Here is a 23,524-nt window from a genome sequence, read left to right on the forward strand (position 1 = left end):
GGTAGGGACAAGCTGGAAAATGAACAAGACCGAGTGAGACCGCACAAGATTGGGCTAATGCGGTGTCTACGTCGGTCAAAAATTGCAACGCTGGTGTTCAACCGTTTGTTATTCCTCCTTTTCCTTATATCACTAATGTGGTGAGCCATTTCAGTGATACGAAGATGAAAGTGGGCGCGCAAAATATGTGCTGGCAAGATGAGGGCGCTTTTACTGGAGAGGTTTCGCCAGTAATGCTTAAAGATTGTGGCGCGACGCTAGTAGAAATTGGGCATTCTGAGCGAAGAGGCTTGTTTGGCGAATCGGATAAAACGGTGAACCAAAAAGTACGCGCGGCGTTAAAGCATGGTCTGACACCGCTAGTGTGCGTAGGCGATAGTGCCGATGAAAAACAATGGGGTGTGTCGATTGAATCTGTTGTTAGACAGGTGAAAATCGCGTTGTTTCAAGTGCCGCTTGCCCAAGTTAGTCAGGTCATTATTGCTTACGAGCCTATTTGGGCCATCGGTGAAAATGGCACCCCGGCGACCAATGAGGAAGCGGAAGGTGTTCACCAGGCAATTCGAGAGGCGTTGAGTCGCCAGTATGGAGAGCCAATAGCGCAAGACATGACTTTGCTCTATGGAGGGAGTGTTAATTTGGATAATGCGTCGGAATTACTCGACCAGCCCAATATTGATGGCGTTTTTGTCGGGCGGACCGCATGGCAAGCCTCGGGCTACCTTGAACTGTTGTCTATTGCGCAAAGTAAAGCTAATAGTACCGTGAAGGAGCCTTGCTAGTTTATGGAGCAAGCCAAGTTAATGTCATGGATATTCCTTGGCTTCTTCATTGCTAAAACGGTTCCGCAAGTGACTCAGGTGCGGGTTGACTGGATTCGAAGCTTTGCTTTTAGTTACCTAACCCCGAGTTTGTTTTTTCATCTATTTATCGCGCGGATCTTAATTTACTGCCATCACTGAGCGTTATTGCCACTTACGGAGTTTGTGTCGGCACGCTCTTTTTTGGTTTACGCCATAGTCTGATGAAAAACAAGCTGAACACGGCCGCCAGCTCCAATATTAAAGCTATTTCAGCGATATACCCCAATGCTGTTGGCGTCGGTGTACCATTGATATTCACACTTTATGGCGCGGAAGCTGAACTCATTTTAATGGGTATTGTTGTCACTAACTTACTGGTTGTGCTTCCGTTATTTAACGTATTGATGATTCATTCTGGGGAATCAGGTTTTTATAGTTATCGTAAGGTAGCCACAGACCCCATTCTTATCGCGATTGTGAGTGGACTATTATTGAATTTGTGGGGGATGACGTTGAGCCCATGGGTCGTCAATGGTTTGTCTGCGGTGGGCTGGGTGGCCTTACCTGTTATTTTATGTGTACTTGGAGCCAGTTTAAGCTTCTACCAACTTAGATCGCTTGCCAAAGAAAAAGTGTTGTCACTGTTACTGGTTAAGATACTTTTTTCCCACTTCTAGTATTACTCATTGCCAATTACGTGATTGGTTTAAGTGTATTAGAAACCCAAGTCTTGGTTCTTCTATCGAGTTTGCCCACGGGCATTAATGTATACCTTCTATCGGAAAGGTATCACGTCGCCAAACAAGCCACCGCGAGCGTGATTTTATTTACGACCCTATTCTCCCTGTTATCTCTTTTGGGCTGGGAACGAGTGGTTGGATATATTGTGACTTAAATAAAGGATTATCGTTATGAGTATTATAGAAAGGTTAGCCATAAATACGGCCATATTTGATGGGCATGATTTGAAAACGTCACTGAAGACAATTAGTAAACTTGGCGTTCAATATGTTGAGTTTGCCTTTAATCAAGGGTATGTAGGGCAGCTTGATAGCGATATGTTTTCCAAAAATCATGCTCAGTACTTATTAACACTTTTGGAAAAAGAATCGCTGCAATCAAATGCGTTGGGGTGCACGATGAATTTAGCGGCTCCAAATGCAATCGCAGAGTTTAAAATGCGGATTGATTTTGCGAACCATTTGGGCGTTCGTTTTCTCAATACCTGTACTGGTCCTATCGCTGACCGTCAGGTTATTGTGGATAATTTGAAGATACTTGCGCCCTATGCGGAAGATCTCGGGTGTGTCATTTGTATAGAAAATGGCGGCGATCTTAATTTTAATGCTTTTGCCACTGCGCACGACGGCATAAGAATTTTACAAGAAGTGGGGCACCCTGCTTTAGCGCTCAATTTTGACCCCGGTAATTCGGTATCCCTCGTTCCGAATTTGAGTCCCAGTGAAGAAGCGAAAATAGCGATGCCGTTTTGCCGCCATTTTCATGTCAAAGATGTGCAAGTTCATGATGACAAGTTTACCTTTCCGGCACTGGGCGATGGCATTGTTAACTTTACGCCGATTATTGAGTCATTGGCCATGAGGAAAATGCCTTTTAGTATCGAGAAACCGCTTAGAATGTATCGTCGCAAAGATTCATTTCCCATTCGAGGACGCTCGCCAGAAAGCATTCAAATTATCGCAGACACGTTAGAGCAGAGTGTCTCTTTTATTAAAAATATTGAGAATCAGTAAGGTGTAAGTGCGATGGCAATTAGCAATATAGAAGACGTCATTGAAGATTACCGTCAAGGTAAAATGGTTATTTTGATGGATGACGAAGACCGTGAAAATGAAGGTGACATTATGATGGCGGCGGAAAAAATCACCGCTCAAGACGTCAACTTCATGGCCACCCATGGTCGTGGGCTTATTTGTTTAACAATGACCAAGCAGCGTTGCGACAGATTAAAGTTATTTCCGATGGTACAGAACCCAACAGAGCCGTGGGCAACAGCATTTACCGTTTCCATTGAAGCGGCGGAAGGGGTGACCACTGGAATTTCAGCAGAGGATCGCGCGGTCACCATACAAGCAGCGGTTAGTAAAGAGGCTAGACCGCAAGATTTGGTGCAACCAGGGCATATTTTCCCTCTTGCTGCGAAAGATGGTGGAGTCCTAGTGCGCGCTGGGCATACCGAAGCAGGGTGCGATTTAGCGAGGCTAGCAGGATTTGAAGCCTCTTCGGTTATCGTCGAAATTCTGAATGAAGACGGCACAATGGCGAGACGCCCTCAACTTGAAATTTTCGCAGAAAAGCATGGAATTAAGCTGGGTACGATCGCAGACCTTATCGAATTTCGGAATAATACAGAAACGACCATTGAACGAATCGCCGAATGTCGATTACCGACTGAATTCGGTGAGTTTAATATGGTGACCTATCGCGATACCGTGGACAACCTGGTTCACTTTGCGTTGCAAAGTGGCACCGTGACAGCAGAGCCCACCAATGTACGCGTCCATGTACAAGATACGTTTCATGATGTGTTACTTTCAGCTCGTGAACCTCGCCATATTTGGCCACTGCACAAAGCGATGCAAAAAATAGCAGAAGATGGTGGCGTGATGGTGATTCTTAGCCAACAAGAAAACCAAGAAACTCAGATCAATAAAGTGAAGCATTTTGCCGCGCTTGATAAAGGTGAGGTTTCTCAGAACAGTAAGAAGCTAGATACCTCAAGGCGAGTCGGTGTTGGTTCGCAAATCCTATCGGATATAGGGGTGACCAGAATGAATTTGTTGTCGTCTTCTGATAAGAAATATCATTCCTTGTCGGGATTTGGCTTGACCGTGGTCGATTACATTGAAAGTTAGCATTGGAGACTAGGTTTCCCCTCGTTTTTGGGTTAATGGAGCGAGTGTTTATTATTGGTTGACCTTCCCTAAGGGTAACCTTTATACTCGCTCCGATTATGTTTCTTTAGGTGTGGTATGCGTCTTTCAAATGCTCGCAGAATTTGGCTAACTCTTTTGAGTCTGGTGGCACTCGTTGTTTCAACGTTTGTCTCAGGTATGCCTGCGATGAGCATGATGGGAGGGATGGACGCTATGTCTGCGTCAATACCTTGCGAAATGAATCAAACTGCTATCACGCACCCAATACGTGGTGAGTCACACCATACTAGCCAAGTGGCAAAGACCCACGGTCTAAAACCCAATGTTTTGAATACTGACACTTCAGGCTCTCCTGCCGTGGTTTACCATGAGTCAAGCCGTGTTATGGTAGATTGCTCTGATAGCAGCGATATGGCTCATACGTGCTGTACGACGGCGTGTGGAAACACACTTGGTCTGTCTCCAATCGCACTGATTACCAACGGCCATAGTTCGCGTTTTTCGAAAAGAAACAGTGAGCACTTCCTTCCTATATTAACCCGCATTGAATCATTAGAGCGCCCACCGACCATTTAATCTGATCTGAATTTTCGTTGAACCCTTAGCCTAGCGCTATGGGTTGATTTAATCGTGCTTGTTTTTTAGCACGCAGATTGGAATTTATTGTGAATCAAAGCATTAATGTGGTTGCGCTTGCTGTGAGCGTAATTCTATTCGTGCCATCAACGGTGTATGCAAACCTACCCGTTGTGAGCAAACAGCAGATACAACAACCTTCAGTCACGCTTTCTGAGCTCATAGAGTATGCGATTGCTAATGATGCGAATCGTATGCAGTACTATGCGCAATCGCAGTCAATGCGGGAGTCGGGTATTGCCAGTTCAACGCTTAAGGATCCCGTGCTCAAAGTGGGAGTCGGTGGCTTACCTACTGACAGTTTTGCATTGGATCAAGACCCTATGAGTAACGTTTCGGTAGGGCTGATGCAGCAATTTGGGCGAGGTTCAACGCTTGACTTGCAGAACCAAAAAGCTCAACAACAAGCCAATGGTGTCGAGTATCAAGTGGCTGTGCGAGAACTTGAGGTCGCGAACAGCCTATCTCAGCTTTGGTATGAACTGGGTTTTCAACAACAGTCAGAACGTGTGTTGCGAGAAAATCAGCAACTGATGCGGGAAATGGAGCGGTTTATTCAAACCAATTACGCCATTGGCAATAGTGAGTCACAGGATCTGATTCAAGCTCAGCTACAAGTCAGTAAATTAGATGACAAGCTGCAAGCAAATCGTCAAATGCAGGCGCGTATTGTATCTCAGTTTTCTGAATGGCTAGGGCCTACATGGCTTGCGCAGCAACCTCAAATTACCGCCACCACTTCCTCCGATTGGTATGAGTTGGAGAGACAACTCTCGCTATCAAACCAGCGTGATTATTATCCATTACTCAATCGTCATCCGATGGCTCGCATCGCAGATGTTCAAATATCGGCCAGTGAGACTCAAGTTGCCATTGCGCAAGAGGCGTATAAACCTCAATTTGGTGTCGAGGCGATGTACGCGCATCGTCGAGCCAATAATATGCGTGGTGAACCTGCACCGGATCTATTAAGTGCCTATGTCACTATGGACATCCCCTTATTTACTGGCAACCGCCAAGATAAAAATCACACCGCTGCCGAGTACCAAGTGGTGGCATCGAAATCCAGCAAAGATGCGTTGCTTTCTCAGATGAATGCCAAAGTGAATGCGTTAATGATGGATAGGCAAAATCTCATGGAGCGTACAGAGCGCTATCGTCAGAATCTGTTGCCTCAAGCTCAGTCTAGGACCCAAGCCGTTGAACGTGGTTATCAGAATAATACCTCACAGTTTAGTGATGTGATTACTTCTGCCACGGATGAACTGGCGATGGAATTAGAGGCGCTGAGACTCGAAACAGACTTAAGTTTGGTCAATAGCAATTTGGCTTATTTCTTAGGTGGGTTCGCTTATCGCGTTGAGCAGCCCACGGTGTCGACATCGTCAAATACGAGTCAATAAGTCACCGTTAATAAGCAAAGGCTAATAAACGATAGCGCCAATAAAGTACAAATTCTGAGAAGGTAATGGATATGAAAACGAGAAATATAGCGCTACTTGCTTTAGTTATTGGAGCAGGGGTTGGGGGTGTCGGTAGCCAGTATTTAATCGGGCACGATATGGCTCTGATGCTTGGCAGTCAAAATGGCACCAGTAGTAATGGTAGCGGTGATAGTAATAATAACGGTAATAGTAACGAGCCGTTATATTGGGTGGCGCCAATGGATCCGAATTATCAACGTGATCAACCGGGTAAGTCACCCATGGGCATGGATTTAATTCCCGTTTATGCGACGGATGCAAGCAGTGCTAACGACAAGGCAGGAACGGTCATTATTAATCCTGCCGTAGAAAATAATCTTGGGGTAAAAACAGAACAAGTAAAGCAAGAGAAGCTTTCCCCTCGTATCGAGACCGTCGGGTATATCGCTTTTGATGAAAGTCGCTTATGGCAAACCAATGTACGTGTATCCGGTTGGGTGGAAAAGCTATACATCAATGCGGTTGGTGAGCGAGTCAATAAAGGGGACGTGTTGTTTAAGCTGTATTCACCTGAGTTGGTTAAAGCGCAGGAAGAGTTATTGAACGCTTATCGCACTGGACGAAAGACGTTAGTGACAGGCGCGACGGAACGCTTGCTGACTCTTGGGGTAGACAGGGCTCAAATCAACCAAGTGGTTAAGACGGGAAAGGCTTCTCAGACCATTGATATTAAAGCGTTCGGCAGTGGCATTGTTGCTAAATTAGACATTCGGGAAGGGGATATTTATCACCCGCGCAATGCTTGTGATCAGCGCAGGTCCAATCGATGAAGTGTGGGTCGATGCGGAAGTCTTTGAGCGTCAGGCGCAATGGATTCATGCCGGGAGTGAAGCGGTCATGACGCTTGATGCCCTATCAGGTAAAGAGTGGCGTGGAGCGGTTGACTATGTTTATCCCATTCTTGACCCTGCGACTCGCACCCTAAGAGTTCGCCTCAAATTTACCAACTCGGATTATCAGTTAAAGCCCAATATGTTTGCCAACATTGCGCTCCAGCCGACAAGCCAAGAGTCGGTACTCACGATCCCACGTTCTAGTGTCATTCGCTCTGGTGGAATGACGCGAGTGGTGCTGTCTGAAGGCGAAGGGAAATATCGCTCTGTACGAGTGGAGATTGGACGTGAAGCGAATGACAGGGTGGAAGTGTTAGCCGGGCTGACGTCTGCCGAGCGTGTGGTGACTTCTGCACAATTTATGCTGGATTCAGAGTCCAGCCAAAGTGCGGATCTAGCGCGGATCAATGGTGTTGAAGCCGAGCCAGAAACGGCGTGGGCAAAAGGAGAAATTAGCAGTGTTATGTCGCAGCACGCCATGGTGACGATTAATCATCAGCCTGTTCCTCAGTGGAATTGGCCCGGTATGACCATGGATTTTTCTGTGCAAGAAAACGTGGATCTATCGAAGCTAAAAACAGGTCAGCAGATTGAATTTGCAATGGAAAAGGCTACGTCAGGGCAGTATGTCGTGACGGAGATTAAGATCAGCAGCGACGCACTGGCAGAGCAAGTCTGGGTTGATGGCACGATCACAATGTTAATGGCGGACTTTGGCATGGTGACGCTTAGTCATGATGCGGTGCCAGAGTGGAACTGGGCGCCAGGAGAAATGAATTTCACGACCAATGGTGAAGTGGCGCTTAGCGATTTTTCTGAAGGGCAAAAGGTTCGCTTTTTAGTCAGTAAAAATGGTGCTGAATATGTGCTTTCTGAACTGCAAAGTGGGGAGGGAGCATTATGATAGGCGCGATTATACGCTGGTCGATCAGTAACCGATTTTTAGTGTTGGTTGCCAGCTGCTTATTAACGTTAGCAGGGTTATACAGCGTTAAAAATACCCCGGTTGATGCGATTCCTGATTTATCCGATGTGCAGGTCATTATTAAAACCAGCTATCCCGGTCAAGCCCCTCAAGTGGTGGAAGATCAGGTTACCTACCCGTTAACGACGGCGATGCTGGCTGTGCCGGGCGCAGAGACCGTGCGAGGGTATTCTTTTTTGGTGATTCTTACGTTTACATTATTTTTAACGATAAGACGGATATGTATTGGGCGCGTTCACGCGTGTTGGAGTATCTCAGCCAAGTAGCGCCGAACTTACCCTCACAAGCGAAACCCACGTTAGGGCCGGATGCAACGGGTGTGGGCTGGGTGTATAGCTATGTGCTGCAAGATAAAACCGGACAGCATGATCTCGCTGAGCTGCGAAGCCTTCAAGATTGGTTTTTGAAGTACGAATTACAGACCGTTGAAGGTGTCTCTGAAGTGGCGACCGTGGGTGGCATGGTGAAGCAGTATCAGGTGCAAATTGATCCCGCTAAACTTCGTGCTTATGACTTAACGTTACAACAAGTCAATATGGCGATCAGCAACGGTAACCAAGAAACGGGCGCGTCCGTTATCGAAGTCGGTGAAGCTGAACATATGGTTCGTACCACGGGCTACTTAACCAGTATTGAAGACATCAAAGCATTACCGCTCAAGGTCACAAGCAAAGGCACGCCATTACTTCTAGGGGACGTTGCCGATGTGAACCTTGGCCCACAAATGCGTCGAGGTATCTCTGAATTTAACGGTGAAGGCGAAGCCGTTGGCGGGGTTATCGTGATGCGCTTTGGCGAAAACGCCAGTCAGGTTATTGATAATGTAAAAAACAAACTACAGGCGCTACAAGGTGGGTTACCTGACGGCGTAGAAATTGTTGCGACCTATGACCGCTCAACGCTGATTAATGCAGCAGTAGACAACCTTTGGAAGAAGTTGGCAGAGGAATTTATCGTCGTCGCTGTGGTGTGCGCTTTGTTCCTATTTCATATTCGTTCGTCGCTTGTCATTGCCATCAGTTTGCCTATTGGGATTTTGTCGGCATTTATTGTCATGCATTGGCAGGGTATCAACGCCAACATTATGTCTCTAGGAGGGATTGCAATTGCCATTGGCGCGATGGTGGACGGGGCGATTGTTATGATTGAAAATGTGCATAAGCACATAGAGAAAACCCCGCTCACGGATAAAAACCGCTGGCAAGTGATTAGCAAAGCAGCGGAAGAAGTGGGCGCACCGCTTTTCTTCTCTTTATTAATTATTACTTTGAGCTTTGTGCCTGTATTTGCGTTGCAGGGACAAGAAGGCAAGATGTTCTCGCCCTTGGCGTACACCAAGTCCTACGCAATGGCCGCCGCCGCAGGCTTAGCGATTACGCTTGTGCCCGTACTCATGGGGTACTTTATTCGCGGCAACGTGTTACCAGAGAATAAGAACCCGGTAAATAGAGCGCTGGTGGCACTGTATCGTCCGATGCTGAATCTCAGCCTGCGTTATCCAAAGTCTATGATTTTGGTCGCCGTTGCGCTGATGGGGTCGGCGTATTACCCCACAAGCCAACTAGGCAGTGAGTTCATACCGCCTTTGGATGAGGGCGATCTGATGTACATGCCAACCACCTATCCAGGGATCTCTATCGGCAAAGCGCGCGAGTTATTGCAACAGACGAATAAGCTAATTAAAACCATCCCAGAAGTGAACACCGTTTGGGGGAAAATTGGTCGCGCGGAAACCGCAACGGATCCCGCACCGTTAACGATGATCGAAACCACGATTCAGCTCAAACCAAGAGAGGAATGGCGAGAAGGCGTCACTACAGAATCGTTGCGTAAAGAGTTCGATGACTTGATTCAATTCCCCGGTCTCACTAACGCTTGGGTCATGCCGATCAAAACGCGTATCGATATGTTGGCAATCAGGTATTAAAACACCAATAGGGATCAAGATTGCCGGACCTGATTTATCGGTTATCGAGAAGATTGGTTCGGACATTGAGCCAATATTGAATCGTGTGCAAGGAACGGTTTCTGTTTATGCCGAGCGGGTGGCGGGTGGACGTTATGTCACGATTGATATTAAACGCCTAGCAGCCGCACGCTATGGGCTGAATGTCAGTGATGTTCAGCAAGTCATTTCCACCGCGGTAGGGGGAATGAACGTTGGGGAAACCGTTGAAGGACTTGAGCGATACCCGATAAATGTACGCTACCCACAAGATTATCGAGACTCGGTGGTGAAGTTACAAAATTTGCCATTAGTCACGCCAAACGGGGCAAGAATTGCCTTAGCGGATGTCGCAGATATTCGTTATGAAGATGGGCCTCCGATGATCAAAACAGAAAATGCTCGTCCTAACGGTTGGGTGTTCGTGGACATCGCTGAACGAGATCTTGGTTCTTATGTCAGTGAAGCGCAGAGAGTGGTGAGCGAAGAACTCGTGCTGCCTGCCGGTTATTCGTTGGCATGGTCTGGGCAGTATGAATATATGGAGCGCGCCAAAGCGCGGTTAAGTGTCGTTGTTCCCGTGACGCTGGCCATTATCATGTTGCTACTTTACTTAAGCTTTAGACGATTAGGGGAAGTGTTCATCATCATGGGTACATTGCCGCTGGCGATGGTGGGGGGATTATGGCTGATGCACTTTCTTGGCTATAACTTCTCAATTGCCGTTGGGGTGGGTTTTATTGCCTTAGCGGGCGTCGCGGTAGAAATTGGTGTCATCATGTTGGTGTATCTCAATCAGGCATGGCATGCCCGAAAACTATCCGCTCAAGAACAGCGAACGCCATTGACCGCAGCGATGTTAACGGACGCGATTCAAGAAGGTGCTGGGTTACGTGTACGTCCGGTGATGATGACCGTGCTTACCGTGATCATTGGTCTTATTCCCATCATGTATGGCTCTGGAACAGGTTCTGAAGTCATGCAGCGTATTGCCGCACCGATGATTGGTGGCATGGCGTCGGCGTTGCTACTGACACTATTAGTGCTACCCGCGATTTATCAGCTTTGGAAGGCGAAAGAAATCCAGTCTGACAATATCGCGACAGCTGATGAAATTAACTCAAAGTAAACGATTGATATTATTTAAGAAAGAGGCCGCTTTGCTATCGGCTAGGCGGCAACATCACTATTATAAGGAACAGAACATGAAAAAATCACTACGCGCGTTAACTCACACTTTAACCATAACGATGACACTATTTTCGGCAAGCTCAATGGCTAATGAAATGGACCACTCCAAGATGAATCATGCGATGCCGATGGAGCATGGCTCTATGGATCATGGCTCTATGGATCATAGTTCGATGGATCATAGCAAAATGGATCACTCGATGATGGATGATGCGAAAATGGACCACGGCAACATGATGAACATGAAAGGGTTGTCGGCGGTAGGCATGCCAGCTAAAGGCGCGAAGCCGGATAAAGTGGTTCATGTAGTATTAGGGGATGATATGAAAATCACCTTCAAGCGAAGCGTTGATATTAAGCCGAATGATGTGGTGCAATTTGTCGTAATGAACACTTGATAAAGTCGAGCATCAATTCTCTATTGGCTCAGTGACGGAACAGCTTAAACAGCGCGAGATGATAAAATCGATGCCAGCGTCGCAAGAACTGCAAAAAATGGACAATGTTGTTTATGTGAAACCGGGTAAAGCAGGGCAGATACTGTGGCATTTTCACGGTGAAAAACAAGTAGAGTTTGCGTGTAATATCCCCGGTCATGCTGAAGACGGGATGACAAAAACCATCGAAGTACAGTAATACTGTAGTGCTGAGTGAGCTCTGAGTACGGAATGGCGCGATAGTGGTGAGAAATGTCCTATCGCGTCATTGTCCGGGGTTAACGTAACAAAGCGAGGTTAGCATTAATTGGTTATGTTAAGCTTGCCACGGATAATGGCATATCCACGATGCTTAAATGTCTAACTAAACCAACGAGGCGCGATGTGAAGTCCCTTTTTCTTACTGCAATGCTGATAGCGGCACCTATGTTGATAGTGGCACCTAGGTTGATAGCGGCACCGAGCTATGCAGGCTCTCTGTGTCAGTCGAATGAAGTGGATGTCACAGGCTGTGAACTGAGAAATGGAAAAACCGTCAGTTTCTGTGCTGATAGTGAAGGGTTGATCACTTACCGCTATGGCAAAGCAGCCAAGGTTGAACTGAGTGTCACAGAGCCTAGAGTTGGAGCCATGAAGATAAGCAGTGAGTCCTATTCTCGAGGCGCGGCCTCCGAGTATCAAGCCGTAAATGGTCAATATTACTATGACTTTGTCGATGCATTATATGGAAGCAATGACGCGAATTATTTGCTATTAGAATTGGACCATCGTGGCGTGAATATTCCTTGGTTGAATGAAGGGAGTATGTCGCACCATACCATCAATAAGTCGTTAACCGTGTCCCATGAAACCAAAGGTGAACTGGTTTCGTTGCTGTGTGTTGAAGATAGCCATTTTTACGGAGAGCCTCATAAGCAAGCTGACTATATTCATATTATGAGAGAGGTCAGCGAAAAGTATCGTTATCATTTGCCAGATTCCATCCCTCAATGCCAGGACGAATCCGACTCTTGTATCACCATTTATGAAGATGCCAAACAAGAATTTGTTTTGGTTTATTTTTTGCCGATTGAAAATAGTGCGTTTATAAACAACCGCGCTTATTTGATAAAAGCGGTAACAGGCGCTATCTCAGAAGTTTCATTGTCGCTTCTCACTGAAGTAAAAAAAGATGAAGCGCCGCCAATATTGTCATTGCCAAAGACGTTGCATTTAACGCTTGATAGGCAGCAAACGGTCGTGTCGATTGAAGCACGAAATGACTAAAGACTTCTCAACTAAGTACTTATACCCTCCTACGTTAGTCACACTGTATTAGCCAGAATATCCACGCAATGTTCACTTTATTTACATGATGCCTTGACCTCAACTTAGCTTGAGGTTTTATGCTTACCCCAACAACAACAACAACAACAACAACAACAACAACAACAACAACAACAACAACGAAAAGGGGTAGGTCATGCAAAATAATTATGTCAAAGCACTCGCAACAAAGACTTTTCAGGAAGATATTACCAAAGAGGTTCAGCGAGCACAGCAGCGTCCGTTTCATAGCCCGAGCTTTATTGCTTAGTCTCTTTACCGCAGTAATAGTCGTGAACCTACTTTGAGTCGAGACATTGGCTTGTTGTTATTTATTCCTTTAATTGGATTGACCTGAAACATTACGAGGCTCGTAAAAACGGCAGTGTTTAAATCCATTCGCCGATATTCACGGAGTCATTATGAATCGAATTAATCCAGCTAAGCTGCGCAATAGTAAATGGACAGCAACGAAACCACTGAATCGAGAAAAACATTTTTTGGTAACAGAAGTGGAGTTTGAAGAAGATGGCTCAGTTTTATCGTGTAAATTAGAAGCCGTTTTATCAAAACGCGAATACGCTATTGATTGGGTTATCTTGAAAAATCCTCAGGACTGGCTTCAAGGTTGGAAGTAATGAAGCTTACTCGTTGCACTTTCGCGAAATGTCTCTGTTCATAATTAGGGCAAAGAGAGCGTCATTGCCCTTGTTTCATAAGCTAATCCACACTAGTTTATTCTTTAAGGGCACATCAATAACAAGGCAGAAAGGGACGATGAAAGGATTTCATATTCGAGTGATGGCTAAGGACGAACTAGACGTTGCGGTTGCTTGGGCGGCTGAAGAAGGGTGGAACCCTGGGTTGAACGATGCGGCCAATTATTACTTAGCGGATCCTACCGGCTTTTTAGTTGGTGTGCTTGATGGTGAGCCCATTGCATGTATCTCTGTTGTGAAATATAACAATCGTTTTGGTTTCCTTGGCTTCTATATCGTCAAACCTAAGTATCGTGGTTTAGGCTATGGTTGGAAAATATGGCAACGCGGAATGGCGTATTTGGATGGCTGCAATATTGGCTTAGATGGTGTGGTTGAACAACAGGATAACTATCAGCATTCAGGCTTTGTTTTTTCCCATAATAACGTGCGATATGAAAGTGTCACTCGACGGTGCGACCTTAAGTTAGATGAGGTCATCGCGGCGAATCAAGTCGATGAGTCTACGCTGACTCGCTATGTCGAAGGCTTTTTCCCAGCAGCAAGAGCGGCGTTCTATCGCGCTTGGTTTACTCAACCCGACAGTGTGGCACTTGTTTATTATGATGGCAGTGATATCAAAGGTGTGGGGGTCATACGCGCATGCCACAACGGATATAAAATAGCCCCTTTGTTTGCTGATAATGTAGCGATCGCGAACCAGCTCTACCCTAGTCTCATCTCTGCGGTCAATGAGGGCATGCCGGTTTATCTTGATGTCCCCGAAAATAACAAAGCCGCAATTGAGCTTGCTCAGCAGTATCAGATGACGCCAAGTTTTGAAACGGCGCGCATGTATACAAAATCTTCACCAGATATACAGCTGGGTCGAACGTATGGTGTGACGTCATTTGAAATTGGTTAGTGAGGTTAAAAGCTCTAGCCATTACTTAAAATATTACGAGTCACCTCTCCAAATTAGTGAAACTCATTTCAACACTTGCACCAATATGCGGCGCATCACAATGGTGTGATGTGCTTAATTTGTGCGCCCGAAAAAATAAACCTAATCATTTCAAGTGCTTAAACCTATCTCTGCGCCATTTTTAAAAGTGGCATTTTTCTTGATGTATGAATATTGAATAACTATTCATAATAAGGAGATATCCAGCATGAACATGACGTTCAAACTTAAGCTTGCGGCAATCGGTGCATCACTTGCTTTCACCTCTGGCCTAGCGATGGCCGACGACACGATAAAGGTCGGTGTATTGCATTCACTCTCTGGAACCATGGCGATTAGTGAAACCACACTAAAAGACACGATCCTGATGTTGGTAGAGGAACAAAACAAAAAAGGTGGCTTGTTAGGTAAAAAGTTAGAAGCCGTGGTGGTAGACCCTGCGTCAAACTGGCCATTGTTTGCGGAAAAAGCACGAGAGTTGGTAGAGAAAGAGAAGGTAGACGTCGTCTTTGGTGGTTGGACATCCGTATCTCGTAAATCCATGCTGCCTGTTTTTGAAGAGCTCAACAGTATTCTTTTCTATCCGGTCCAGTATGAAGGTGAAGAGTCGTCTAAAAATGTTTTCTATACTGGTGCCGCGCCAAACCAGCAGGCTGTACCTGCTGTTGATTACTTAATGGAAGAGCTGGAGGTGGAACGCTGGGTGTTAGCTGGTACAGATTATGTGTACCCGCGTACGACCAACAAAATCCTTGAAGCGTATCTGAAAAACAAAGGGGTGAGTGAGCAAGATATCATGATTAACTACACGCCTTTTGGTCATTCTGATTGGCAGTCAATCGTGTCTGATATTAAGAAGTTTGGTTCAGAGGGTAAGAAAACGGCGGTTGTATCGACCATTAATGGGGATGCAAATGTACCTTTCTACAAAGAGCTTGGTGCACAAGGCGTCTCTTCAGAAGACATACCTGTGGTTGCATTCTCTGTGGGTGAAGAAGAGCTCTCCGGTATGGATACGTCCGCACTAGTTGGACATCTGGCGGCATGGAACTACTTCATGAGCGTTGATACCGAAAGCAATAATGAATTTGTTGAAACATGGCAGAAGTTTATTGCGAGTGAAAAACGTGTCACCAACGATCCAATGGAAGCACATTACATTGGCTTTAATATGTGGACTCAGGCAGTCACTAATGCCTGGCACCACAGATGCTGAAAAAGTACAAGACGCACTAATCGGCGTGTCAGTACCGAACCTTTCTGGCGGCTACTCCACCATGTTGCCAAACCATCACATTACGAAACCCGTTCTGATTGGCGAGATCCAAGATGATGGTCAATTTGATGTCGTATGGGAAACCACGGGTTTAGTGGCAGGCGATGCTTGGTCAAATTACCTCCCGGAATCTGCCAAGCTTTACTCAAGTTGGTCTAAGCCATTTTCTTGTGGTGCGTTTAACGTAGAAACCGGTAAGTGTGCAGGTAGCGCAAACTAATTCCTCGGTTATGTTGGTGCTTCTACATAGATATGTAGGAGCACCTTTTCGTTTCTGCCCAGATAAATGATGGATTGTGGGCAGTACAAAAGGACACATTTCATGAAAATTATCATACAGATGTTGAAAGCGGTGGTGTTCCTTATTTTGGGTACGCACGTTGCGTTCGCCAGCGTTAGTGACAGAGAGTCTTTTTCTCAAACGCTTATAGGAAAAAATAACCCCCAGAAAGAAACAGCGATGAATTGGATTATTGGTAACGAGTCAAATGACGTTGCTAAATCTGTTTTGACCGCCTGGTTACAAGGGGACTTGTTCTATTTTAACGACAGGAAAAGTGAACACTTTCAAAGTTTATATATTTCGACAGATATCAAGCAGGCTTCTCACGCACAAAGCGCCTGGAGTGACGACACTCTTGCGGTAGAAAAATCCCGTCTTTTTAAAAAAGTGCGAGTCAATAACAAGTTACGTGGTCTATTACGTTTAGAAATTGCGGCATTAGGGCTAGAACATAGCGACCCAAGTGTACGTTTAAGTGCGGTAAATGCTTTGTTGGGGCAAACCGATGAAGCGATGGTTGCTCGGTTAAGCACACAACTGAATGTTGAAAAAGACCGCGATGTTGCTCATATACTTAACCTTGCCGTAGCCATTGATAATGCGCTAACAGGGGTGACAATAGAACAACGGATATCTGCCATCGAGGTATTGTCTCATTACAAACAGTCTGTGGTATTACAGACGCTAAATAGCGTGCTGAAGTCGGAAGAAGACCCCGCTGTTATTGCTGAAGCCGAGCGAGCACTTGGCCGCTATCAACAAAGCCAGCAACTCTATTCGGGGGTAGAAACGGTCTTTTTTGGCTTGAGTTTAGGCTCCGTGTTGGTTTTAGCGGGTATTGGTCTTGCGATTACTTTTGGCGTCATGGGCGTTATTAATATGGCGCACGGTGAACTGATTATGATCGGTGCTTACACGACCTATGTGATGCAACAGCTTATGCCGAATCAGATTGGCCTTTCTTTGATTTTGTCTATTCCGATGGCTTTTGTTGTATCCGGAATGGTGGGTATTGCAATTGAACGAAGCGTTATTCGTCACCTCTACGGTCGACCTCTTGAGACTCTTCTTGCGACTTTTGGTATTAGCTTAATCTTGCAACAAGCGGTTCGATCTATTTTCTCGCCACTGAATCGCTCGGTCAGCACGCCTGAGTGGATGTCAGGTGCGTTACAACTCAACCCGATGCTGTCGCTAACATACAACCGCCTCTACATCATATTGTTTTGCATCATGGTGTTTCTTGGTCTTGTCATGGTGTTAAAGAAAACCCCTTTAGGGTTGCAAGTGCGCGCCGTTTCGCAAAACCGTGGCATGGCGAGAGCGATGGGTATTCGTTCTGAACGTGTTGATGCGCTGACATTTGGTTTAGGTTCTGGCGTAGCTGGAGTGGCGGGTGTAGCCCTATCTCAGCTGACCAATGTTGGACCTAACATGGGTCAGGCTTACATTATCGATTCGTTTATGGTGGTGGTGTTTGGAGGGGTTGGTAACCTCTGGGGCACGCTCGTTGCCGGGTTGTCTCTGGGCTTATTCAATAAAATCCTTGAACCATGGGCGGGAGCAGTACTGGCGAAAATTCTCGTGTTGGTATTTATTATTTTGTTTATTCAAAAACGTCCACGTGGGCTATTCCCGCAACGCGGACGAGCAGCAGAAGGTTAAGGGTAATTATCATGCAATCAAAATCTTTTGTACTGTCAGCCATGCGCGGCGATAAAGGTGGCCAGCTCACCGTCTTCGCTATTTTGGCCGCTGTAATACTGGTTCCGCTGGCCAATGTCATGTTACCAGTTGGTCACCCCTTACATGTAGAAACCTTTACCATCTCTTTAATGGGCAAGTATCTAAGCTATGCCATGCTGGCGTTAGCCGTAGATCTCGTATGGGGATATTTAGGTATTTTGAGCCTAGGGCATGGCGCTTTCTTTGCCCTTGGTGGCTACGCGATGGGCATGTATCTCATGCGTCAGATCGGCGATCGGGGAGTGTATGGCAATCCGATATTACCGGATTTTATGGTATTCCTGGATTGGCAAGCATTACCGTGGTTCTGGCAAGGGTTTGACCAGTTCTGGTTTGCGTGTTTGATGGCGGTGTTGGCACCGGGAATACTGGCGTATTTGTTTGGTTACTTGGCATTTCGCTCGCGGGTTTCTGGTGTGTATTTGTCGATCATGACTCAGGCATTGACCTATGCACTGATGCTGGCCTTTTTCCGCAATGAGATGGGTTTTGGAGGCAATAATGGGCTGACTGACTTTAAAGATATTCTGGGTTATAGCCTACAACAAGACGCCACTAAGATCGGGTTGTTTATGGTGACGGGCGTTGCGCTTGTTCTCAGTTATTTTGTTTGTCGTAGTGTTATCAGTAGTCGCTTAGGTAGGGTGTCAATGGCAATTAGGGACACGGAATCGCGAACGCGTTTCATGGGTTATGACGTCGATGGGATCAAACTGTGGATCTTTGTATTGTCAGCGGTCATTGCGGGTATTGCCGGGGCATTGTATGTCCCCCAAGTTGGCATTATTAATCCAGGAGAGTTCGCTCCGCTCAACTCCATTGAAATAGTGGTTTGGGTTGCGCTTGGCGGTCGGGCGACCTTGTTCGGTGCCATTGTCGGTGCGTTGGTGATCAACTATGCCAAGAGTTGGTTTACGGTTGAATTTCCAGAAGTGTGGCTGTTCGCCCTCGGTGGTCTATTTGTGCTGTCCACGATGTATTTTCCACAAGGTCTGATCGGTTTTATTTCTGACAAAACTCAATTAGCGAAAAACAAAATTGGTGCTAAAAGAAAGGCATCAGATAACGCGAATAGCAGCAAGGAGGCGACCGTATGACGACGTTAAACCGCGCCCAACAACTGAAGCACTCTGTTCAGGAATTCACTCGTCGCGATGAGGTGTTCTCTTTCTTAAAACCTGAACGTCACCCCCTAATTGATACTCGACACAATGTGTTGTTGTATGTCGAGGGGGTCAACAAAAGCTTCGATGGCTTTAAGGCGATTAACGATCTTAACCTGTATATCAAGGAGGGAGAATTACGCTGCATTATTGGCCCCAACGGTGCTGGAAAAACCACCATGATGGATATTATCACGGGTAAAACCAAGCCGGATACGGGACAAGTCTGGCTTGGCTCGAATATTAATCTTCTTGGTATGAATGAGTCAGAAATTGCGAACGCTGGTGTCGGGCGTAAATTCCAGAAACCGACGGTCATTGAATGCCTATCGGTATGGCAAAACCTTGAATTAGCTATGTCTGGGGTGAGAAGTGTTTGGGGGACGTATACCGCCAAGTTGTCGGGCGAGCAAAAAGACAAATTAGAGTCGGTATTGGAACTCATTCATCTGAAAAACCACGCAGCACTTCACGCTGGAAATCTATCGCATGGTCAAAAACAATGGCTAGAAATTGGCATGTTACTCATGCAAAACCCCAAGCTATTACTGGTGGACGAGCCAGTAGCCGGGATGACTCACCAAGAAATGGACCGAACCTCCGAGCTCCTTAATTCATTAGCTGGAAAGCATTCAGTGGTGGTGGTGGAGCATGATATGGATTTTGTTCGCTCTATCGCCAGTCATGTCACCGTGTTGCACCAAGGTCATGTACTGGCAGAGGGCACCATGGATCAAGTTCAGGCCCATCCAGAAGTCAAACAGGTTTACCTAGGGAATAACATGCTGCAGATCCAATCATTAAATCAATTCTATGGTGAGAGCCATACCCTATGGGATCTGGATATGTCTATTCCAGAGGGCAAATGCACGGTATTGATGGGACGAAACGGCGTCGGAAAAACGACATTATTGCAATGCATCATGGGCTTAGTGAAAGTGAAAAGTGGCGACATTCAATTGAATGGTGAGTCACTGCTCAAACACGATGCTGAATCCCGACCGCGCATGGGCATCGGTTATGTGCCGCAAGGTCGTCAAATTTTCCCAATGTTGACGGTTCAGGAAAACCTCGAAGTTGGATTGCCGATCCGCGCTAAGGGAGATAGAACGATTCCAACATTTATTTTCGACTTATTTCCCGTGCTTAAAGAGATGTTGCATCGCCGTGGTGGCGATCTATCAGGTGGGCAACAGCAGCAGTTAGCTATTGGTCGAGCACTGGTTGTTAATCCTAAGCTACTGATCTTAGATGAACCAACAGAAGGGATACAACCCAACATTGTACAAGAGATTGGCGACATCATTCGTATGCTCAACGAAAAGTGGGGGCTGACCGTGTTGCTGGTCGAGCAAAAGTTACCCTTCGCGCGCAAAGTAGGGGATCAGTTTTGTATTCTTGATCGTGGCAGGCAAGTCGCAGAAGGAGACATGACCGGACTTAATGAGCAACTGATCAAGGAGTACTTAACAGTATGAGTCGTGCAGATACTATCCCTGTGTCGAGTTTACCGCCTGAGCTAGAAGCAACGTTAGGACAGGTCATCGACGCCCACACCGAATGTGGCTGGAAAGCGCGTTTAGCGCTGACCTTTATCGATCGCGGTGACAAAACGGTCCTTAAACACCGTTCTCAACAAGGTCCACTTGCGATTCAGCGCCCACTGTATCCTGAAGGTAATCCTTGTCATAGCTATCTGCTTCACCCACCGGGTGGCGTCGTAGGGGGTGATACCTTGCAAATCACCGTGCAGGCACATCAAGGTGCTAAAACGCTGATTACCACACCGGGAGCCACCAAGTTTTACCGTTCGGAGTCTAAGTACGCCAAACAGCAACAAACGTTGCATGTCAGCAAGGATTCTCGACTGGAATGGTTACCGCAAGAGAACATTTTTTTCCCCGATGCTCATGTTCGTATGGACACGCGAGTGCACCTCGAAACGGGCGCACAATTTTTGGGCTGGGAGATGCACTGTTTTGGTCGACCTGCACTAAATGAGGGATACAGCGCCTAGTCATTTAATCGGAAAAACAGAAATTTACCTCGATGATAAGTTGCTCCTTAGCGAGGGGTTAAATGTTCGAGGTGATGATAAGGATATGAAAAGTAAAGGGTTATTAAATTATCAAATGATGGGGGCGGTTTATATTTCCATTGATGACGATGATTTTTATCAGTTGGTACAGAGCTTGCTCATTAACATACAACAAGAATACAAAGAAGGTGCGGTGCTCATTGCTGCGAGTCAGTTGGATAACTTATTGGTCATTAGAGCATTAGGAAATTGGAGTGAAGTGATCTTGGATTGCTTTCAAAAGGTTTGGCAATTGACGCGTGAGCATTGGACGGAAGAGTGCCCAGAACCACCAAGGATTTGGGCAACGTAATACGCACTCAACACTGATAATAAGGCTTATAAATGGAATTAACTCCTAGAGAAAAGGACAAATTGCTGATTTTTTGCGCGGGAATGCTGGCGAAGCAACGTAAAGATAAGGGCTTGAAACTTAACTACCCAGAGTCAATTGCGTTTATTTCTAGCGCTATCTTAGAAGGGGCTCGTGAAGGCAAAACGGTTTCTGAGCTGATGGATTTTGGTCGAACATTACTGACTACAGAAGACGTCATGGAGGGCATTGCATCGATGATACCTGATGTTCAAGTCGAAGCGACCTTTCCAGACGGAACCAAGCTGGTTACTGTTCACGAACCCATAGTCTAGGAGAGCGTATGAGTACTTCAACGACCAAATATCAGGGGTTTGTTCCCGGACAAGTTGAAACGGCTAAAGGTGACATCGAGCTCAATGTTGGGCGTGAAACCCTCAAAATAAAGGTCGAAAATTTGGGTGACCGCCCAGTGCAAATCGGCTCCCATTATCATTTCTTTGAAGTCAACGCAGCACTCAGTTTTAAGCGTGAGTTAGCGCGAGGCTATCGTCTCAATATCGCGGCCGGAACGGCAACACGTTTTGAGCCAGGTCAGTCACGTACGGTTGAGTTGGTGGCCTTTGCTGGTAAACGCGAAGTTTACGGCTTTCAAGGTAAGGTCATGGGCAAGGTTTAACGAGTTGAAGCCAAATTGAATAGAAGCCAAATCCGGACAGTAACTAACGGTACGGAAGATAATAACAAGGAAGAATAATGGCGAGTATATCCAGACAAGCATACGCAGAGATGTTTGGTCCTACCGTGGGCGACCGAGTGCGTTTAGCGGATACAGAATTATGGCTAGAGGTAGAAAAAGACCTGACTGTGTATGGAGACGAGGTTAAGTTTGGTGGTGGCAAGGTCATTCGTGATGGTATGGGTCAAAGTCAAAGGCCAAGTCGTGAAACGCCAGATCTTGTGATCACCAACGCATTAATTCTTGATTACTGGGGCATCATCAAAGCAGACGTTGCCGTCAAAAATGGTCGTATTCAAGCGATTGGTAAGGCGGGCAATCCCGATATCCAACCGGGCGTTGATATCATTGTGGGTCCGGGTACGGAAGTATTGGCAGGTGAAGGGTCGATACTGACTGCGGGTGGCATTGACTCTCACATCCACTTTATTTGTCCTCAACAAATCGAAGAAGCCTTAGCATCCGGTGTGACGACGATGATTGGCGGTGGTACAGGGCCCAATACCGGCACCAATGCCACAACTTGTACGCCGGGTCCGTGGAATATGCATCGTATGCTTGAGTCTCTTGACCAGTTTCCAATGAATTTCGGTTTGCTTGGCAAGGGCAATGCAAGTCAACCTGAGGCGCTTCGCGAGCAGGTGACGGCGGGTGCTGTTGGTCTTAAATTACATGAAGATTGGGGAACGACGCCAGCCTCTATCGATACGTGCTTGACCGTTGCTGATGAGATGGATGTGCAGGTCGCCATTCATACCGATACGCTCAATGAATCTGGCTTTGTTGAGTCGACATTGGGTGCGATTGGCGACCGCGTTATTCATACTTATCATACTGAGGGCGCGGGCGGTGGGCATGCCCCCGATATCATTAAAGCGGCGGGCGAATCCAACGTACTGCCCTCTTCAACCAATCCCACTAGACCTTATACCGTTAACACCGTAGACGAGCATTTAGACATGCTAATGGTCTGTCACCACTTGTCACCATCGATCGCGGAAGACGTTGCCTTTGCTGAATCTCGCATTCGACGTGAAACCATTGCGGCGGAAGATATTTTGCATGACCTTGGCGCATTTTCGATGATCGCGTCAGACTCGCAAGCGATGGGACGAGTGGGAGAAGTCATCACTCGCACGTGGCAAACCGCCCATAAGATGAAAGTTCAGCGTGGCAGTCTGAAACAAGATTCCAGCTATAGCGATAACTTTCGGCTAAAGCGTTACATCGCCAAATACACCATCAACCCAGCTATTACCCACGGTATGGCGCACGAAATTGGCTCGATTGAAGTGGGAAAATTAGCGGATTTAGTACTTTGGAAACCGGCATTTTTCGGTGTCAAACCTAGCGTCATTTTGAAAGGCGGCATGATTGCTATGGCACCAATGGGCGATCCGAATGCATCGATCCCAACCCCACAACCGGTTCATTATCGCTCTATGTTTGGTAGCTATGGTAAGGCGTCTCAGAACACATCAATGCTGTTTGTTTCTCAGGCTGCGCAAGATGCGGGCATTGCTTCTGAGTTAGGGCTAGGGAGCTTGATTGGTGTTGCTAAACATTGCCGAACCATTAGCAAGGCCGACATGAAGTTAAATGATTGGCAACCCAATATTGAAGTCGACTCGCAAACGTATCAGGTGCGAGCAGATGGCGAGTTATTGGTGTGTGAACCGCACGGAAGTGCTGCCTATGGCTCAGCGCTACTTTCTATTTTAACCACCTTTACCCTAGCACGTCTTTGAA

15 protein-coding genes and 7 pseudogenes are annotated in these 23,524 nt (G+C 46.4%); all 22 read left to right on the forward strand.

The features are described from left to right. The first annotated feature begins 62 nt into the window (after window positions 1-62). The 22 genes and pseudogenes from AC0L66_RS20635 to ureC all read left to right on the forward strand — a co-directional run bounded on the left by AC0L66_RS20635 (window position 63) and on the right by ureC (window position 23,497). Window positions 63-782, forward strand: a complete 720-nt coding sequence (locus AC0L66_RS20635; protein ID WP_473570692.1) for a triose-phosphate isomerase — start codon at window positions 63-65, stop codon at window positions 780-782. A gap of 242 nt (window positions 783-1,024) precedes the next feature. After that, window positions 1,025-1,480: an AEC family transporter gene (locus AC0L66_RS20640; RefSeq protein ID WP_473570693.1), complete on the forward strand. Its 456-nt coding sequence runs from the start codon at window positions 1,025-1,027 to the stop codon at window positions 1,478-1,480. A 20-nt stretch (window positions 1,481-1,500) separates the two neighbouring features. Beyond that, a complete protein-coding gene (locus AC0L66_RS20645; protein ID WP_473570694.1) occupies window positions 1,501-1,698 on the forward strand; it encodes an AEC family transporter in 198 nt (65 codons plus the stop codon). A 16-nt stretch (window positions 1,699-1,714) separates the two neighbouring features. Continuing rightward, window positions 1,715-2,557, forward strand: coding sequence for a sugar phosphate isomerase/epimerase family protein (locus tag AC0L66_RS20650; RefSeq protein ID WP_473570696.1), 843 nt, complete (start codon window positions 1,715-1,717; stop codon window positions 2,555-2,557). A 12-nt stretch (window positions 2,558-2,569) separates the two neighbouring features. After that, a complete protein-coding gene (ribB, locus tag AC0L66_RS20655) occupies window positions 2,570-3,679 on the forward strand; it encodes a 3,4-dihydroxy-2-butanone-4-phosphate synthase (RefSeq protein ID WP_473570698.1) in 1,110 nt (369 codons plus the stop codon). 117 nt (window positions 3,680-3,796) lie between these two features. Continuing rightward, on the forward strand, window positions 3,797-4,276 hold the full coding sequence (locus AC0L66_RS20660) for a hypothetical protein (RefSeq protein WP_473570700.1): 480 nt from the start codon (window positions 3,797-3,799) through the stop codon (window positions 4,274-4,276). Between the two features lie 89 nt (window positions 4,277-4,365). Next, window positions 4,366-5,739, forward strand: a complete 1,374-nt coding sequence (locus AC0L66_RS20665) for a TolC family protein (RefSeq protein WP_473570702.1) — start codon at window positions 4,366-4,368, stop codon at window positions 5,737-5,739. Window positions 5,740-5,810: 71 nt separating this feature from the next. Further along, window positions 5,811-7,557 (forward strand): annotated as a pseudogene (locus AC0L66_RS20670) (efflux RND transporter periplasmic adaptor subunit). After that, window positions 7,554-10,712: pseudogene (locus AC0L66_RS20675) on the forward strand (efflux RND transporter permease subunit). Before AC0L66_RS20670 ends, AC0L66_RS20675 begins: the two co-directional pseudogenes overlap by 4 nt. A gap of 76 nt (window positions 10,713-10,788) precedes the next feature. Continuing rightward, window positions 10,789-11,410, forward strand: a pseudogene (gene copI / locus AC0L66_RS20680) (copper-resistant cuproprotein CopI). Between the two features lie 185 nt (window positions 11,411-11,595). Beyond that, a complete protein-coding gene (locus AC0L66_RS20685; protein WP_473570704.1) occupies window positions 11,596-12,477 on the forward strand; it encodes a hypothetical protein in 882 nt (293 codons plus the stop codon). Between the two features lie 461 nt (window positions 12,478-12,938). Next, window positions 12,939-13,154 (forward strand): TIGR02450 family Trp-rich protein, encoded by a 216-nt coding sequence (locus AC0L66_RS20690; RefSeq protein ID WP_265674265.1) that lies wholly within the window; start codon window positions 12,939-12,941, stop codon window positions 13,152-13,154. A 139-nt stretch (window positions 13,155-13,293) separates the two neighbouring features. After that, window positions 13,294-14,139, forward strand: coding sequence for a GNAT family N-acetyltransferase (locus AC0L66_RS20695; RefSeq protein ID WP_265674264.1), 846 nt, complete (start codon window positions 13,294-13,296; stop codon window positions 14,137-14,139). 247 nt (window positions 14,140-14,386) lie between these two features. After that, window positions 14,387-15,674, forward strand: a pseudogene (gene urtA / locus AC0L66_RS20700) (urea ABC transporter substrate-binding protein). 102 nt (window positions 15,675-15,776) lie between these two features. After that, complete coding sequence (urtB, locus tag AC0L66_RS20705) at window positions 15,777-17,402, forward strand: urea ABC transporter permease subunit UrtB (protein ID WP_473570706.1); 1,626 nt, start codon at window positions 15,777-15,779, stop codon at window positions 17,400-17,402. 11 nt (window positions 17,403-17,413) lie between these two features. After that, on the forward strand, window positions 17,414-18,580 hold the full coding sequence (gene urtC / locus AC0L66_RS20710; RefSeq protein WP_265674261.1) for an urea ABC transporter permease subunit UrtC: 1,167 nt from the start codon (window positions 17,414-17,416) through the stop codon (window positions 18,578-18,580). Beyond that, window positions 18,577-19,422, forward strand: a pseudogene (urtD, locus tag AC0L66_RS20715) (urea ABC transporter ATP-binding protein UrtD); the annotation flags it as partial. The gene urtC and the pseudogene urtD, both read left to right, overlap by 4 nt. A 6-nt stretch (window positions 19,423-19,428) precedes the next feature. Continuing rightward, window positions 19,429-20,124: an urea ABC transporter ATP-binding subunit UrtE gene (gene urtE / locus AC0L66_RS20720; protein ID WP_473570934.1), complete on the forward strand. Its 696-nt coding sequence runs from the start codon at window positions 19,429-19,431 to the stop codon at window positions 20,122-20,124. Further along, window positions 20,121-21,036: pseudogene (locus AC0L66_RS20725) on the forward strand (urease accessory protein UreD). The gene urtE and the pseudogene AC0L66_RS20725 overlap by 4 nt, the downstream one beginning before the upstream one ends. A 32-nt stretch (window positions 21,037-21,068) precedes the next feature. After that, window positions 21,069-21,371 carry an urease subunit gamma gene (gene ureA / locus AC0L66_RS20730; protein WP_265674257.1) on the forward strand — a complete coding sequence of 101 codons (303 nt, stop codon included), beginning with the start codon at window positions 21,069-21,071 and terminating at the stop codon, window positions 21,369-21,371. 8 nt (window positions 21,372-21,379) lie between these two features. After that, a complete protein-coding gene (locus AC0L66_RS20735; protein WP_265674256.1) occupies window positions 21,380-21,715 on the forward strand; it encodes an urease subunit beta in 336 nt (111 codons plus the stop codon). A 77-nt stretch (window positions 21,716-21,792) separates the two neighbouring features. Beyond that, window positions 21,793-23,497, forward strand: a pseudogene (gene ureC, locus AC0L66_RS20740) (urease subunit alpha). The last annotated feature ends 27 nt before the right edge of the window (window positions 23,498-23,524 follow it).

The sequence above is a fragment of the Vibrio sp. GJ43-1 genome, assembly GCF_055808835.1.